The sequence below is a fragment of the Paenibacillus silvestris genome (assembly GCF_009882985.1).
GTDB classification, from domain to species: domain Bacteria; phylum Bacillota; class Bacilli; order Paenibacillales; family NBRC-103111; genus Paenibacillus_E; species Paenibacillus_E silvestris.
Map to the genome: position 1 here is coordinate 318534 of NZ_WTUZ01000020.1, position 15150 is coordinate 333683.

At 49.6% G+C, this 15150-nt stretch carries 14 protein-coding genes and 1 other annotated feature; of the genes, 3 read left to right on the forward strand and 11 right to left on the reverse strand.

What is annotated here, in order from left to right; all coding sequences use genetic code 11:
- Positions 1-31 precede the first annotated feature (31 nt).
- Positions 32-282 (reverse strand) — a binding site (T-box leader).
- 75 nt (positions 283-357) lie between these two features.
- The 6 genes from tsaD to GQF01_RS16810 all read right to left on the reverse strand — a co-directional run bounded on the left by tsaD (position 358) and on the right by GQF01_RS16810 (position 3713).
- Positions 358-1401, reverse strand: a complete 1044-nt coding sequence (gene tsaD, locus GQF01_RS16785; protein ID WP_161407882.1) for a tRNA (adenosine(37)-N6)-threonylcarbamoyltransferase complex transferase subunit TsaD — start codon at positions 1399-1401, stop codon at positions 358-360.
- Between the two features lie 12 nt (positions 1402-1413).
- Positions 1414-1866, reverse strand: coding sequence for a ribosomal protein S18-alanine N-acetyltransferase (gene rimI, locus GQF01_RS16790; protein WP_161408226.1), 453 nt, complete (start codon positions 1864-1866; stop codon positions 1414-1416).
- 53 nt (positions 1867-1919) lie between these two features.
- Positions 1920-2744 (reverse strand): tRNA (adenosine(37)-N6)-threonylcarbamoyltransferase complex dimerization subunit type 1 TsaB, encoded by an 825-nt coding sequence (gene tsaB, locus GQF01_RS16795; RefSeq protein ID WP_161407883.1) that lies wholly within the window; start codon positions 2742-2744, stop codon positions 1920-1922.
- The gene (gene tsaE, locus GQF01_RS16800; RefSeq protein WP_161407884.1) at positions 2741-3232 is read right to left on the reverse strand and encodes a tRNA (adenosine(37)-N6)-threonylcarbamoyltransferase complex ATPase subunit type 1 TsaE; all 492 of its coding nucleotides are present in this window, start codon (positions 3230-3232) and stop codon (positions 2741-2743) included. The genes tsaB and tsaE overlap by 4 nt, the downstream gene beginning before the upstream one ends.
- Positions 3233-3348: 116 nt before the next feature.
- Positions 3349-3531 (reverse strand): H-type small acid-soluble spore protein, encoded by a 183-nt coding sequence (locus tag GQF01_RS16805; RefSeq protein WP_161407885.1) that lies wholly within the window; start codon positions 3529-3531, stop codon positions 3349-3351.
- A complete protein-coding gene (locus GQF01_RS16810) occupies positions 3528-3713 on the reverse strand; it encodes a hypothetical protein (RefSeq protein ID WP_161407886.1) in 186 nt (61 codons plus the stop codon). Before GQF01_RS16810 ends, GQF01_RS16805 begins: the two co-directional genes overlap by 4 nt.
- A 175-nt stretch (positions 3714-3888) precedes the next feature.
- Between GQF01_RS16810 and ku the strand changes: the two genes are divergently transcribed.
- Positions 3889-4764: a non-homologous end joining protein Ku gene (gene ku / locus GQF01_RS16815; protein WP_161407887.1), complete on the forward strand. Its 876-nt coding sequence runs from the start codon at positions 3889-3891 to the stop codon at positions 4762-4764.
- 74 nt (positions 4765-4838) lie between these two features.
- Here ku and GQF01_RS16820 read toward each other — a convergent pair whose 3' ends face one another.
- Together GQF01_RS16820 and GQF01_RS16825 are read right to left on the reverse strand one after the other, a co-directional pair.
- Positions 4839-5783, reverse strand: a complete 945-nt coding sequence (locus GQF01_RS16820; protein ID WP_161408227.1) for an ATP-dependent DNA ligase — start codon at positions 5781-5783, stop codon at positions 4839-4841.
- Positions 5784-6225: 442 nt separating this feature from the next.
- Entirely contained in the window at positions 6226-7410 is a 1185-nt protein-coding gene (locus GQF01_RS16825) for a YhgE/Pip domain-containing protein (protein WP_161407888.1), read from the reverse strand.
- A gap of 181 nt (positions 7411-7591) precedes the next feature.
- On the opposite strand from GQF01_RS16825, the gene GQF01_RS16830 reads away from it, so the two are divergent.
- On the forward strand, positions 7592-8206 hold the full coding sequence (locus tag GQF01_RS16830) for a TetR/AcrR family transcriptional regulator (protein WP_161407889.1): 615 nt from the start codon (positions 7592-7594) through the stop codon (positions 8204-8206).
- 60 nt (positions 8207-8266) lie between these two features.
- Here the strand turns inward: GQF01_RS16830 and modB are convergent, their stop codons facing one another.
- A complete protein-coding gene (modB, locus tag GQF01_RS16835; RefSeq protein WP_407945412.1) occupies positions 8267-8938 on the reverse strand; it encodes a molybdate ABC transporter permease subunit in 672 nt (223 codons plus the stop codon).
- The gene (gene modA, locus GQF01_RS16840; protein WP_161408228.1) at positions 8938-9768 is read right to left on the reverse strand and encodes a molybdate ABC transporter substrate-binding protein; all 831 of its coding nucleotides are present in this window, start codon (positions 9766-9768) and stop codon (positions 8938-8940) included. The genes modB and modA overlap by 1 nt, the downstream gene beginning before the upstream one ends.
- Positions 9769-9971: 203 nt before the next feature.
- Here modA and GQF01_RS16845 point away from each other — a divergent pair, with 203 nt between their 5' ends.
- Positions 9972-10928 carry a substrate-binding domain-containing protein gene (locus tag GQF01_RS16845; RefSeq protein ID WP_161407891.1) on the forward strand — a complete coding sequence of 319 codons (957 nt, stop codon included), beginning with the start codon at positions 9972-9974 and terminating at the stop codon, positions 10926-10928.
- Here the strand turns inward: GQF01_RS16845 and GQF01_RS16850 are convergent.
- Entirely contained in the window at positions 10925-14998 is a 4074-nt protein-coding gene (locus GQF01_RS16850) for a bifunctional nitrate reductase/sulfite reductase flavoprotein subunit alpha (RefSeq protein ID WP_161407892.1), read from the reverse strand. The two genes, GQF01_RS16845 and GQF01_RS16850, sit on opposite strands and share 4 nt — an antisense overlap.
- Positions 14999-15150 lie beyond the last annotated feature (152 nt).

Below are 15150 nucleotides of genomic sequence, written 5' to 3' on the forward strand. Positions count from 1 at the left end.
TGTGAAAACCAAAAAGACCTGCCATCTCTATATAAGAGACGACAGGTCTGAACCTTCCGCGGTACCACTCTAATTGATCCGAGCTGTTACACTCGAAACCACTCATGTACCTGATCACGGGGGTCAACCGTCAAGACCTACTTGGGTGCTGGATCCTTGGCATCCTTATCAGTCTTACCGCTCCCGGGCGAGTTCTGGTCACGTTTCGTCTGTGCTTTCACCAAGCGCACAGCTCTCTGAGCGAAACTGAGGTTCCGTACTAATCCCGTTCGTTGCGTTTTTAAAGTATTGATTGTGATTATAATATGCGCATTTCACAAAGTCAATACAGTTATCTGAACATTTATTTTTTTCAGACTACCATTCTTCTAGCTTGAGCTGCGGCTCAGCTTTGAGTTCCATAGAGTCGAACTCCTGCTTGTCCCACTTGAGGAAAGCGGCTGCGCCTATCATCGCAGCGTTGTCCGTGCATAGAACGTGCGGAGGCACGAGCAGCGGCACGTTAAGCTCCTCGCAGCGCTCAGCAAGCGCGCTGCGCAGCCCTTTGTTCGCCGCAACACCACCCGCGAGCAAGAGCTGTTTGGCGCCGTATTCGCGTACGGCGCGGGCCGCTTTCTCGACAAGCACGTCGATGACGGATGCTTGGAAGCCCTTGGCGATTTGCGCGGTTTGGACGGCTTCGCCGCGCATTTTGCTTTGGTTGACGACGTTCAGCACAGCAGATTTCAAACCGCTGAAGCTGAAGTCGTAAGAGTCTGCCTCGAGCCACGAGCGCGGCAGCTTGATCTCGGAATCAGCTTCCTGTGCAAGCCGATCCACGTGAGGTCCGCCAGGGTAGGGCAGCCCCATGGCTCTGGCAATTTTGTCGTAGGCTTCGCCAGCCGCGTCGTCGCGTGTTCGCCCAATGATGCGGAACTTGCCTGGCTCCTCGAGAAGCACAAGCTCTGTATGCCCGCCGGACACGACAAGCGAAATAAGCGGATATTCCAGCTCATGCACGAGCTGATTCGCATAAATATGTCCAGCAATATGATGAACACCGATGAGAGGCAGATCCAGTGCGCAGGCAAGCGCTTTGCCTGCAACAACGCCAACTAGTAAGGCCCCAATCAGACCAGGGCCCTCTGTGACAGCAATGGCTGACAGCTCCTGAAGCGATACACACGCTTTTTCAACAGCTTCTTCGAGCATCCACGTAATCGACTCCACGTGCTTCCGGGAAGCCACCTCGGGGACTACGCCGCCATAACGCTGATGCGTCTCAATCTGGCTCGAAATCACATTCGAGCGAATGATTTTACCATTTTCGACAATCGCTACAGAGGTTTCATCACAGCTTGTCTCAATAGCCAAAATATAGACGGGTTTACTATGTTGATCAATTTTAGTCACGTTCTTCACCTGCCGAAAGCCTCAATCTCCGAGACTATCCTTTCTTCTCTTAGGCAAATCCGCCCACATAATTACCGCATCTTCACGATTATCGGTATAGTAGCCTCTGCGTACACCAACGGAGCGGAAGCCGACTTTTTCATACAAATTTTGCGCTACGTAATTCGAAGCCCGCACCTCAAGCGTCATGCGAATCGCCCCAAGAAAAGCGGCAGTTTTCATCAACTCACGCATGAGACGCTCGCCGAGCTTGCGGCCTCTGAAGGAGTCGCGGACGGCAATATTCGTTACATGCGCCTCTTCCATAATGAGCCACATGCCCCCGTATCCAGCGACCTCACCGCCTGAATCCATGATCATATAATGAGCGAACTGATTGTTCGTTAATTCATTTTCAAAAGCTCCTTTGGTCCATGGTGTCGTAAAGGCTTCCTGCTCGATTTCGCAGATAAAGGGAATGTCTTCCATCTGCATGGAGCGAAAAACCAACGTTTCTTCCGTCGTCTGCGGCTGATGTTGTTCCACGATCAATTCCCTCCCTTCTTCACCTGGATGCCTGCCAGCAAATTAGCTTCAGCCTCCGGAAGTCTTGTGTAGTTTGGTACAAACGTATGCACATCTGCTCTCTCGCCCCGAGCTAATCGCGGGTAAGCAAGCTGACCAACATACTGCGCTTCGATCCCATAGGAAAGCTGCTCCAAGCTCCCCTTCCAATCTTGCACAAATTGGGTGAGTTCTTCGCTAAAGCCCTCTATTTCACCTACAAAGAGAATCTTATCAGGTGCTTGTTCAGGCTCTGCACTTGCAGCCTGTGCGAGCAATTGCACCAGCCAAGGTCCGATGACACGAATGCCATCCGGCAGCACTTCATGCCAATCCGCTGCTAGCTCTTCTTGATCTGTCATCGGGGAAACACCCGAATAAGCGTAAACAGCTGTGAACGCCTGTTTGCGCCTTCCATCCAAGAGCGGCACGACCCACGTAAGTCCCTTATTGTTCTTGTCCTCCTGCTTCATCGCCCCGCCAAGCGCCATGGCTTCCAAGCTCGAAACACCGATTAGATCAAGACTTAGCGACCAAGCAAATGTTTTGGCAACAGAAACAGCAATACGCACCCCCGTATACGAACCGGGACCTTGGCCTACTGCAACAGATTGCAGGTCTTTCGGTTTGAGCTGCAATGAAGCTAACAAATCTTGAATGTGTGGAAGCAGTCCGATGGAGTGATTCCGTTCCGCGTATGAACTCACCTCGCCGAGCATCTTACCGTTCTCTAGAATCGCAACGGTCATGGCTGAAGATGAGGTATCGATGGCTAAGCATCGTCCTGTGTGATTAGTCGGGTCTGTCATTGTAAATGTCCGTTCTCCTTCATCTGCCTACACCAACTCACATACGGATCTCCGTATGGCGTCAGGTGAAACACTCTGGTTTGATCCCCTTGAAGGGATATCGTAATGGCAAGTCGCTCCGGCGGCAGAAGATCTTCAATGAGGCTTGACCACTCAATCAAGGTCACGCCACTTCCATAGAAGTAATCCTCCAGCCCCAGCTCGTCCGCCTCCTCTTGGGAAATGCGATACATATCCATATGGTAGAAAGGAATTTTAGCTCCCTCATATTCTTTGATAATTGTAAATGTAGGGGAATTGACGTATTCTTGAATGCCTATCGCCCTTGCAAAGCCTTGTGAAAATCTCGTTTTGCCTGCTCCCAAATCACCATCCAGCGTAAGAACGGAGCCAGGAACCAGATAGGCGGCCAACAATTTACCCAGTGAATCCGTGTCTTCCTCATGCTGGGAGTAGTACGTAAATGTGGATTGAGTCAGTGATCTCATCCCTTTCTTCCGATTGCGCTTGCTGCTCCTATTATAGACTTCGCTAGTAGGCAACAGCAACCTGAAATGAAAAAAAGCCCGCTCCGAATTGCATCGGGGCAGGCTTGCCATTTCCGTCAGTGAACCTCTTCCAACTCTTGAACCGTCACTAATCGGGAATCGGCCGGATTTTCTTCGGCATGAACCTTAACGAGCGCTTTGCTTGAGTCGACACTGTCGATCCAGACGGGAACGCCGTTAAGTTCAACCGTAATCTTTTCATCTGCGGCTAAAATTTCTTGAGCGCGATGAAGGTTCATGGCTCATCCAATACGGATTCTGGATGATCCATCGTATCCGTTGTCGTGGATTCGATTAATCCGTTATGCATGGTGACGTTGCCGCCTCCCAAGCCCTCATTAATCATACGGTCAATATCCATAAAATGATCTTCTTGACCCTGATCGTTCGTATCTTGGGATGCATTTGAATCCTGTGCCATCCTTGAATCCCTCCTTAGCATTAGCTTTGCCTATGACAAGCTGCTTAGCATTAAACTTGCCTCTTTAACGTACCCACTCAGGAGGCAAACCATTCTCTCAAAATACTTCCGTATAAAGGAAGGAAATCAAGAGAATACTAGTAAAATAAAGCTCATTTGGGGGAGGAATCAAGCGATGCATACGGTTTGGAAAGGCGCGATCTCTTTCGGACTCGTACATGTGCCTGTGAAAATGTTTTCGGCTACGGAAGATAAGGATATCTCCATGCGATATATACATAAAACCTGCATTACTCCGCTAGCATATGTGCGCAAATGCCAGACTTGCGACAAGGAAGTAGAGTGGGATGAAATTACGAAAGGCTATGAATACGAACCTGGGCGTTTCGTCCTTTTTGAGAAGGAAGAGTTGGAAACGATCTCAGGAGAAGCGAATAAAGAGATCAAAATTCTGGACTTCGTCAACTTGACAGATATCGACCCTGTTTACTTTCAAAAAACGTACTACTTAGGGCCCGGGGATACAGGTGCTGGCGCTTATAATTTGCTGCTTGACTCCATGCGCCAAACCGGCAAAATCGGCATCGCCAAAGTTTCCATCCGCTCCAAGAGCTCCCTGGCCGCTATTCGCGTCATCGAGAACTGCTTGGCGCTTGAGACCATTTTTTATCCCGACGAAATTCGGCCCATCTCACAAGTTCCTAATTTACCTGAGAAAGTGACTGTGAACGAGCGTGAGTTGGACATGGCAAAAATGCTGATTAGCCAATTATCTTCTCCTTTTGAACCTGAGAAGTATAAAGACGAATATCGCGGACGCCTGTTAGAAGCTATCGAGCACAAAATCGCAGGAGAAGAAGTACAAGCAGCGCCTGCCCTGCAAAAAACGAGCGTTATCGACCTTATGGCTGCTCTGCAAGCGAGCTTGGATGCCACCCAGTCATCCTCCGGTGACAGCAAAGTGACGCTGGAGTCTGATGCCACCGTTACGGAGGAAAAGAAACCGAAAGCCAAACCTCGTGCGAAGAAAGCGAAGGAGCCTATTGCGTAGAAAATTACTTAAAAGCCTGCCCGGTCCCTGTTAAACCGAGCAGGCTTTTTTGCGGCTTCCACTTAGACAACACACTAAATTTGTTTAAAGCTGCACTCCTCAGGAGATACAGAGACGATGGCTTGAATGCTAGGCTGGCGCAGATTTCTATCTCGCGTCCAGGCCATATAATTGATTTTGACCGTGATGAGGGGCTGGATCCAGATGGCTTCTTTGGACCTTTCAGGCGTATTGACAAACGGTCTTTTCTGCAGAACCATTTGATCCGTGACTTCGGTCAACGATCTCCAATCACTCTGTGTCAGCTTACCGGTTCCTGCATGACCTATGTACCACAGTCCCCCGGCATCGTCATAAAGTCCCAGCATAACAGCATTAACTAAATTCCCTCTCTTCGTTACCCCGCCTACGACTGCGACAAGATCATGGATAATTTTCTTCTTCATCCACCGCTTATCTTTGCCATGAAGTTGGTATTTGCTGTTTAAATCTTTGATCACGATACCTTCCATGTCATGCTGCTCCATAACCGCATATAGCGAGGCAGGGTCCGTATGATTGGGGACAAGCTGAATCATTTCGCTCGTTGAGACCACGCTGGATAGAAGCTGCTGTCTCTGCTGCAGAGGTTGATCCACTACCCATTGACCATCATGAAATAGAATGTCAAAAATCATATAGACGACAGGAACTGTTTTTAGAAGCTGCGGAATGTTCTTGGAGGTTCTCACACCGTCTCTTCGCATGATTTCATGAAAGGATGGCTTTCCGTCTTTGAGTGCAATAATTTCCCCGTCCAAAATGACTGATTTGGCTTTGCAGTAGGATGAAATATTGGCTATCTCCGGGTACTGCATCGTTCGGTCGTTTAATCGCCGGTTAATGAGACGGACTTCGCTGCCATCGAAATACGTGAGCATTCTAACGCCGTCCCACTTAATTTGCGCCACCCAATCGCTAGACTCTGGCAGCGCGTTTGTGCTAATCGGCTCGAAAGGAATTACAGGCGTTAGTTCCATACATTCCTCCATTGGTTTCATCGGTATTCTTCATTATTTCCATCCCTGGAAAAAGAAAAACCCATCAACCTTAGGCTGGTGGGTAGATTTGAAGAATTTCGAATGGGCACCTGAGTGGTGAGTGCTGGATCGCTTTAATTAACGCCGATTTCTCCAGCTATATTCTGCGATTGTTCCACTTTTCCCCAAGTAACTGGATTTTCTACCTCTAATTTCGCCGAATCTAGCAGATTTCGAGTTACTACCGACGATTTAGCTGGAGTTTCTACCGCTATCTCATTCCCTGCCGCCAAGCAGCGTAGATTAACGGTAGATTTTCCAGCTATTTCAGCTGTAGCTAGGGCTTGGAGTGGTAGGTTCGAATGTGGCTGCTAGGGCCGCTTCCTTTGTGGGGAGAGCGTGGCGGAAGTGGCTATAGTCGTGGCTTTGGCTATGACAATAGCTACAGCTGCGAAGCCGGCTGCCGCGCGGACTGATCCGCCGCCTTGCGAGGCTTGAACACGGATAGCGCGGCCAAGATCAGGCCAACAGCAGCCATCCCAACAAGCACAGAAAGGCTATGGCTAAGCGCTCCTTCACCATCGAAATACATGATGCTGCGCAGACCCGCCGCCGCATAGCGGAAAGGCGTCCACGAGTACAGCCAGTCAGCTGTTACTTGCGGCAACAGTTCCTGCGGCATGCCGATAACCGGCATCGAGAAGAAGAAAACCAGCACGAGCAGCAGCATCGATGGCAGTCCGATCCAGTTCAGCAGCGCTGTCTGCACGAAGAAAAATGTCGCCGCCATGAGCCAGAGGTACAGCCAGGTTGAACCAAGCTCGGCGAATGCCATGCCATACCAGGCATGGGCCATCCATAACATGAACGCCGAGGCGATTGTAACGATCACCACACCAGCTGTCAGCTGAGAGGTGATTGTGCCAGTAAGACTGCGTCTATCTTTGCCATGTTCCCGAGCGGTAAGGAACATGAACGCGGATGTCACCATGCAGGCCAGCCACAAAATTTGTACAAGCAAATTCGGCGCGCCGCCATTCGCATTATTCGAGCCAGAAGGATGCACGACTTGCTCCGTCACTTGAAACGGATGCAAGAGTGCGCTTGCCGCGGACACTGGCATCTGCTGCGTGCGCTCTCCGATCTGGCCAAGCAATTGTCCCGCCAGCTGCGAGCTTAGCGTGTTCGTTGCCTGCTGCAGAATCATCCGGACAGCCGACACAGCCTGCGTATTGGTCCCTTCGTTCAACACGATGCGGACAGTCGCTGGCTTCGGAGACGGCGATTGCAACGAAGCGATCCCCGAGCTTAAGTCGGCTGGAAGCACCAAAGCGCCGTACACCTTCTGCTCGTCAAGCTGGGCCGCAAGATCCGCTTCCGAGCTGACCTCCACCCATTTTACCGGCAGTTCAGCGATGCCCTTCAACTTCTCTTTCACCATCTCGCCGACCGCTAATGTGCTGCCATCAGGCAGTTTAGCTGGCTGATCGAGGACGACGAGTGCCACGGGCAGATTTTGAGGTTTAGCGCTTAGCACAGAACCCATTAAAGCAAGCCCAAATACCATGATAACGACGAAAACGACCACGAAACCTATACGTGCAGTCTTCATTTTGAAAAAAGACATGGGAATGACCTCCTAATTTATAATCAACAGCTTGTTGAATAATAACCACTATGTTGATTATAATCAGGTTTAAGAAACGTTCAATACGCAATACTTCAATGAAATGTCGTGTAATGAACAGCTTCGGAAAACAGTGTCGATTATCGTGAAGAATAATTGGTTTCGAGGGGGAGATTCGGGCATGACCGAGAAGATAGACAGAAGAAAAGCAAAGACTAAACAAGCTCTTCGCGAAGCCTTTGTGGCGCTTATTAAAGAAAAGGGGCTTGAAACTATTACGGTCAGCGATCTAACACGCAAAGCAAATATTAACCGTGGCACATTTTATTTACACTATAGAGACGTGCTAGATTTGCGTGAGCACTTCAAAGCTGAAGTCCAGGAAGGACTGCTGCGCATCGTCGCACATTTGGAGCCAAGGGATATGTTTAACCAAGCTTTAGAGGGGAAAGTATACGATGGCCTTATTCGCCTATACGAATATTTTGATTCGCAGGCGGATTTCTTCGAGGTTATGCTCGGCCAGAATGGGGATTTGTCCTTCTCCGTATTAATGAAGGAAACCATCCATTCCCACATGTACCACAAGCTGATTGAGTCTCAAGTCCAAAACGTTCTGCTTGTGCCTGCCGACATCTTGATCGGCTACGTGTCTTCCGCCCATTTCGGCTTCATCTTGGAATGGATCCGACATGGCCGACAACAAACCCCGGCCGAGCTAGCCAAATATATGTGTACTATTATGTATCATGGCCCACTGCGGGCGCTAGGTTTCCTACCACCTAAGACGACTTAAAAAAAGAAACTATAGAGCACTATTTCGGCAAATTTGACGAGATAGCGATCTATAGCTTCTTTAATTAGCACTTTTGCGATTAACGAACAAAACTAAACCAAATGAGATCACAATGATCGCCCCCGCCCAGCACCACGCAAGCGTCTGGTTCCCTGATTCCACCGCAATATAGATGGCGGTAGGCAGCGTCTGCGTCTTATGCGGTATGTTCCCCGCAATCATGAGGGTTGCGCCGAATTCGCCCAACCCCCGGGCAAAACCTAAGATATAAGCGGCGGTTATCGAGCGCCACGCAAGCGGCAGGGTGATGTAACGCAGCACTTGCCACTCCTTCGCACCCGATGACCTTCCTGCATCCTCAATGTCTCTGCTAACAGAGGCAAACCCTGTTTTCATCGTTTGATACACGAGAGGGAAAGCTACCACGATCGAAGCGATAACGGCAGCGCCCCATGTAAAAATAATGGACTGATTAAACAGCATTTCCATCCCTGCGCCGATCCAACTCTTTTTGCCGAGAACGACCAGCAAGATGAAGCCGACAACGGTCGGCGGCAGCACCAATGGCAGCAGAATGGCCGTTTCGACGAAGGACTTCCCAGGGAAGCTTCGCCGCGACATTCTCCAGGCCGCCAGGCCGCCTAGGAGAAGGACGAATACACTGGAAACCGCCGCTACTTTCAGAGAAAGCAGGATTGGATCGAGGAATTCACGCCAAGTGATAGAATCGATCATTTCGGAATCGTGAAACCGTATTTCACAAAGACATCCTGCGCTTCTTTCGTCTGAAGGTAAGCATAGAAGTCAGCAGCCTCTTTGCTGTGCTTGGTTGCTTTGACAATACCTGCCGGATACTCGATTGGCGTGTAGGTTTTGGAATCGACACTTAGAGCTACTTTCACTTTTTGGGAAGTCAGTGCATCTGTCTTGTAGACGAAACCAGCTTCTGCATTTCCTGATTCTACATAGGTCAGCACTTGACGAACATCTTTGCCTTGTACGATTTTGGCTTGCAGCCCATCCCATAGCTTCGTTTGCGTAAGCGCCTCTTTGGCGTAGCTTCCAGCCGGAACTGTTTGCGGTTCACCAATCGCAACGTGTTTAATTCCCTCAGCTGTTAAATCTTCTACCTTCTGAACAGCCACTTTGCCATCAGCCGGTACGACAAGTACCAATTCATTAATTAGCAGGTTCTTTTGCTGTGCAGCATCAATTAACTGTTTATCAACAAGTGCCTTCATATTTTTGGTCGCCGCTGATAGGAATACATCGGCTGGAGCCCCTTGCTCAATTTGCTGCTGAAGCGCCCCAGAAGCACCAAAGTTAAAGTTAAGTTTAATTTGTTTGTTTTTACCTTCGTAGCTGGTTTGAATCTCTTTCAAGGCATCCGTTAAACTGGCAGCCGCAGAAATGGTCAATTCCACTTTCTCCGCCGGTGTTGATGCTGGTGTTGCTGACGGTGCAGCTTGCGTTGTTTGCGCAGTCGCTGCTGGTGTTGCTGTCGATGTTTCTTTGTTGCTGGCACAACCTGTGAACACGATTGAAGCAATAATTAGAAACATTAAAACATAACCAAACAATCCTTTTTTGAACAAAATAACCCCTCCGTTATAATTAATGTATCTATTTAAATATAAATAGCATGGTTTAGTATTATTCTATTATATAATCACTCTTTTTTCTAGAAGGGATTGCGATTGTCTTCCACCATAGATCCGCTTATGATAGAAGATAACGTAATAACCGAGAGCCACGGAGGGTAACCATGACAGCCGACATTTCCTATACCACGGAAGAAATCGCAAAACTTTTAAAAATCTCGAAACTAACGGTCTATGATCTCATTAAAAAAGGGGATCTCCCCGCCTATCGGGTAGGAAAACAAATGCGTATAGACGCCTCGGACTTAGAAGCTTATAAAACACGTGCCAAAGGCGATATGGTCACTACCCACAAAATGGACACCGTGGAATTGCCGCCGCTGACCACACCCACAGCCTCATCTCCGGCATCCAAAAATACGCTGGTCATCACCGGACAGGACGTCAGCTTGGACATTTTGGCCAAACATATCGAGAGAAAAATCCCTGGCAAATGGCCTCTGCGATCTTATGTCGGCAGCTTGGAAAGCTTAATCGCCATGTATAGAGGGGAAACTGATATCGTAAGCACACACCTCTTGGATGGCGATACAGGAGAATACAACATTCCTTATGTACGTAAAATACTGATCGGCTCCTCTTATGTTGTCATCAATCTCGTTTCAAGATCCGCAGGTCTCTATGTTCAGCAAGGAAACCCCAGTAAGATTCACGGCTGGGCTGACCTCAAACAGAAGGGCCTTCGGCTGATTAATCGTGAAAAGGGTTCTGGTGCCCGCGTTTTGCTCGATGAACAGCTTCGTCTGCATGGCGTTTCCTATCGGGATCTAATTGGTTATGAGCATGAGGAATCGAATCATATGGGCGTCGCAGGCAAAGTGGCACTCGGAGAAGGAGATTTTGGTGTGGGGATCGAGAAAGCGGCCTACATGGTCGGTGGCGTCGACTTCATTCCGCTCATTCAGGAGCGCGTTGATCTTGTTATGCTGAAGAAACCAGAGAATCTGGCATGGATTGAAAGTGTAAAAGAAGTGCTGCAATCTGAGGTTTTCCATAACGAACTACGCCCCATCCAAGGATATAATCTATCCCAGACAGGGCGCGTTCTATTTGAAACTTAATAGACATCTTTCGCATATCGCTTCGTAGACGACATTTCTTTCACATAGCTCTCCGTTTCACTTGCACTCATGCCGCTATGCTGCTGAATAATTTGTTTCAGCGTAGCATCAACCTCTTTGGCCATGGAAAGGGCATCCCCGCAAATATAGAAGTGCGCGCCGTCTTTCAGCCATGCCCACAACTCTGCCCCGTGCTCCAGCATACGATGCTGGACGTAAATTTTCTCCTCTTGGTCGCGGGAAAAAGCGGTATCCAGCCGGTGCAGCGTTCCTTCTTGCAGCATGATCTCCAGCTCCTCTTTGAAGTAGAAATCACACGCTGCGCGCTGTTCTCCGAAAATGAGCCAGTTCTTTCCTTTGGCCCCAGTCGCTTGGCGCTCCTGAAGAAATCCCCGGAAAGGCCCGATGCCAGTGCCCGGTCCGATCATGATCATCCCAGCGTCCGGATTGGCTGGCGGTCTGAAGTGAGGGGACTTTTGGATAAAGAGTCCAACCTCCCCTTCACCTTGGACACGATCTGCCAAGAAACCTGAACAAACGCCAGTCCGCGGTTTGCCTTCCATTTCGTAGCGAACCGTTGATACCGTGATGTGAACTTCATCAGGTTCCGCTTTGGGACTAGAGGAGATGGAATACAGCCGGGGCTGCAGTGGCTTCAACACTTGTAGGAGCTCCTCCGCAGAGACGGCTTTGACTATCGGATAAACTTCTAACACATCAAGCAATTGGCGACCCCAAAGCCATGTCTTCAATTCCGCTTTATTCGTCAACAAGCTGCCTAACGCTTCGTTATTCGCTCGCTCGTGAATGAACGCCAGGATGGCTGGAGTGACCCTGGCAATTTCAAAATGACGGCGAAGCGCCTCGGTTATTGTCATCTGACCTTTATCTTTGACAGTTACCTGTGTCGATGGATCTAACTTAACGGCCTCCAAAATATCAGCGACGATCTTAGGATCGTTGGTTGGCCATACGCCCAGAGCATCTCCTGCTTCGTAAGGCATCCCACTGCCCGTGAGATCAAAAACATAGTGGCGAGTTTCTTTCTCGGAACCCTCCCCGTTCAAAAGCCGGTTTAGAACAATCCGTGTCGTTAATGGATGATTGCGGTCATAAGAAACTTGAGATTCCTTGGTAACTGTAATGGGCTCACTTAACTTCGTCACAACGGTTTTCATCCATGCAGCAGCTTGCTCTTCGTAATCCGTATCACAATCAACCCGTCCGCTAAGGCGCTTAGCGCCCAATTGCTCCAGTCGCGCATCCAAATTGCGCCCAAAACCGCAAAAGAGATCATAATTGGAATCGCCGAAGGCCAGAACAGAATAGCGCAGCTCAGGCAAACGAGTCATCGCCTCTCCCTTTAGCACGTTCCAGAAGTTCTCGCCATTATCTGGCGGATCTCCAGCACCGAATGTGCTGACCAGGAAGAATACATAACGTTCCGCGTTCAAATCAGCCATCGAGTAGGCATTCATATTCATGAGACGCACGTTGTAGCCAGCTTCTTGCAATTGTTGAGCGCATTGGATGGCAGTACCTTCTGCATTTCCGGTTTGGGAAGCCCACAGTATCGTCACTGGCACCTTATCAGAATGCGTTGATTCAGCTACCTTCGTTTCATGCTGGGTTTCCGGTGCTACATCGGGTAACGCCACAGTCTCAGGAAGATACGTGCGCGAGAACATACCAGCTAACATGCCATCCAGCCAATATCGCTTGGATGCCTCCAAAGGCGCTGTAGGAGGCAGAACAGGAATACCAGGCACCGGACGCGAATCTCCTGCTCGGAGACTTGTCAAGAATCCGGAAAGATACATCTTCTCATGATTATCCAGCGTCATTGCCGGGGATGATTGAATGCCGAGCATCGTTGCGAGCGCATCTATAGGTGCCATTGTAGCCATTTTCACTTCCTCCTTCTGTTTAACTAGTGAAACAGCGCAATACTTCAGTTCCGGTTGATAAGAGATGCCATCAACCGCATCGCTTGTCACCTCGTTAATGGCGAGCTTCTCTCCGAACACATCATTCCAATGAAAAGGAGCGAAGCAATTCCCCGGCCTCACCCGATCGGTAATGACCGCAGGCAGGATAGCAAATCCGCGACGAGAGCGAATTTCAATTTTGTCTTGCTCTTTGACCCCAAGCAACTCCGCATCCTCCGGATGAATTTCGATGAATGGACCCGGATTGAGCTTATTCAGCGTCGGGACTTTCCCCGTTTTCGTCATGGTGTGCCACTGATGCTGCAAGCGGCCTGTATTCAATACGAAACTGAAATCGGCATCCGGCATTTCTGCAGGCGGCAGATAGGGACGAGCCAGAAAAATCCCTTTGCCGCTCTCCGTTGCAAAAACAATACGCGGACGCTTCCCGTCCTCAAGTTCCTTCAGATGCTGGCTGACTCCATCATTCAAATAACGAATGGGGTTGCGATCATTCTGACTGTCAGGTGCGGTCGGCCATTGTATCGGTTTTTGGCGCAGCCGCTCATACGAGGCACCCCGAATATCGTAGCCGGTCTTTGGATTCCAGGCTCGCTGAATCTCCTGATACACTTCCGCCGAGGACGCGTACGTGAACGCAGCAGAATACCCCATCTCGCATGCAACCTTGGCGATGATTTGCCAATCTGGCATCGCTTCGCCGGGCGGCTCAACAGCTTTCTCCATCAGCGTCAAATTCCGCTCTGAGTTGATCATAACGCCCTCGGCCTCTGCCCATAAGGCGCCGGGAAGCAGGATGTCCGCATAGGGATTCGTCTCTGTCTCATAGAAAGCATCCTGCGCGATGACAAGTTCGGCGGCCTCAAGGCCTGCAATCACCTTCTTGCGGTTAGGTACCGTAGCCACCGGATTCGTACAAATAATCCAGCAAGCTTTGATATCTCCGGCTTTCATGCTTTCGAACATCGACACAGTGCCTGTGCCTACTTCGGTCCTTAAGGTTCCCCTTGGTACTTCCCACATGTCTTCTATGAAGTCCCTGTCAGCCTGGGCCAGCACAGATCGCTGCCCTGGCAAGCCAGGTCCCATGTATCCCATCTCCCGGCCCCCCATGGCATTGGGTTGACCCGTAAGGGAGAAAGGTCCGCTTCCTGGACGGCATATTGCGCCTGTTGCCAGATGCAGGTTGCAGATCGCATTGGTATGCCAAGTTCCGTGGGTACTCTGGTTCAGCCCCATCGTCCAGCACGTCATCCATTCCGGCGACTCGCCAATCCATAAAGCGGCTTTGCGAATGTCCGCTTCGGGGATGCCTGTTAGTTCAGCTACTTTATCCGGTGTGTAGTCATCAAGGAAGGCCGGCATGTTCTCCCAGCCAGACGTGAATTCCGCTATAAAAGCCGGATCCGTATGGCCGTTCTTAACCAGCAAGTGCAGAAGACCGTTCAAAAGCGCAAGATCTGTCCCGGGCTTAATCTGCATATAAAGCCCCGCTTTATCTGCTGTCGCGTTACGGCGGGGGTCTACCACGATAAGCTTAGCTCCCGCTTTCACCCGATCCATCATGCGAAGAAAAAGAATAGGATGGCAATCAGCCATATTGGCGCCAATAACGAAAAACAAATCCGCGCGTTCCATATCCTGATACGATCCAGGAGGGCCATCTGCTCCAAGCGACAGCTTGTAGCCGCTGCCTGCGCTAGCCATGCATAAGCGAGAGTTGGATTCAATGTTATTCGTGCGGATATAGCCTTTGGCCAGCTTGTTAACCAAATATTGAGCTTCCAGCGACATTTGGCCTGACACATAGAAAGACATGGCGTCCGGACCGTACTTATCAACAATAGACCGCAACCGCTTCGCTGTTTCCTTGATGATGTCAGCCATCCCAGCTTTGACAGGCTCTTTCTTACGCCCGAGACGTTTATATGCGTACTCCATCCGCCCTGACTCTGCGATTGCTTGCGCGCATGTGTTGCCCTTGGTGCACAGACGGCCATAATTGGTCGGATGTTCTTTATCACCCGTCACTTTGAGCACTTTGTTGCCAGACACCTCAAGCACTATTCCGCAGCCAACACCGCAATAGGGGCAGACGCTTTTCACTTTATTTGTTGTCATGTTGGTTCACCAGCGCTAACGTGCAAGTTGCACGAGTTAAATTTTGTATACATGTAAGAAAAGTGACATGATCACGAACGAGTTATCTTTACTTATAACAAAATATATATCGTACTGCGATAAAAATCAAGTGTTTATGTTAATTTACATAA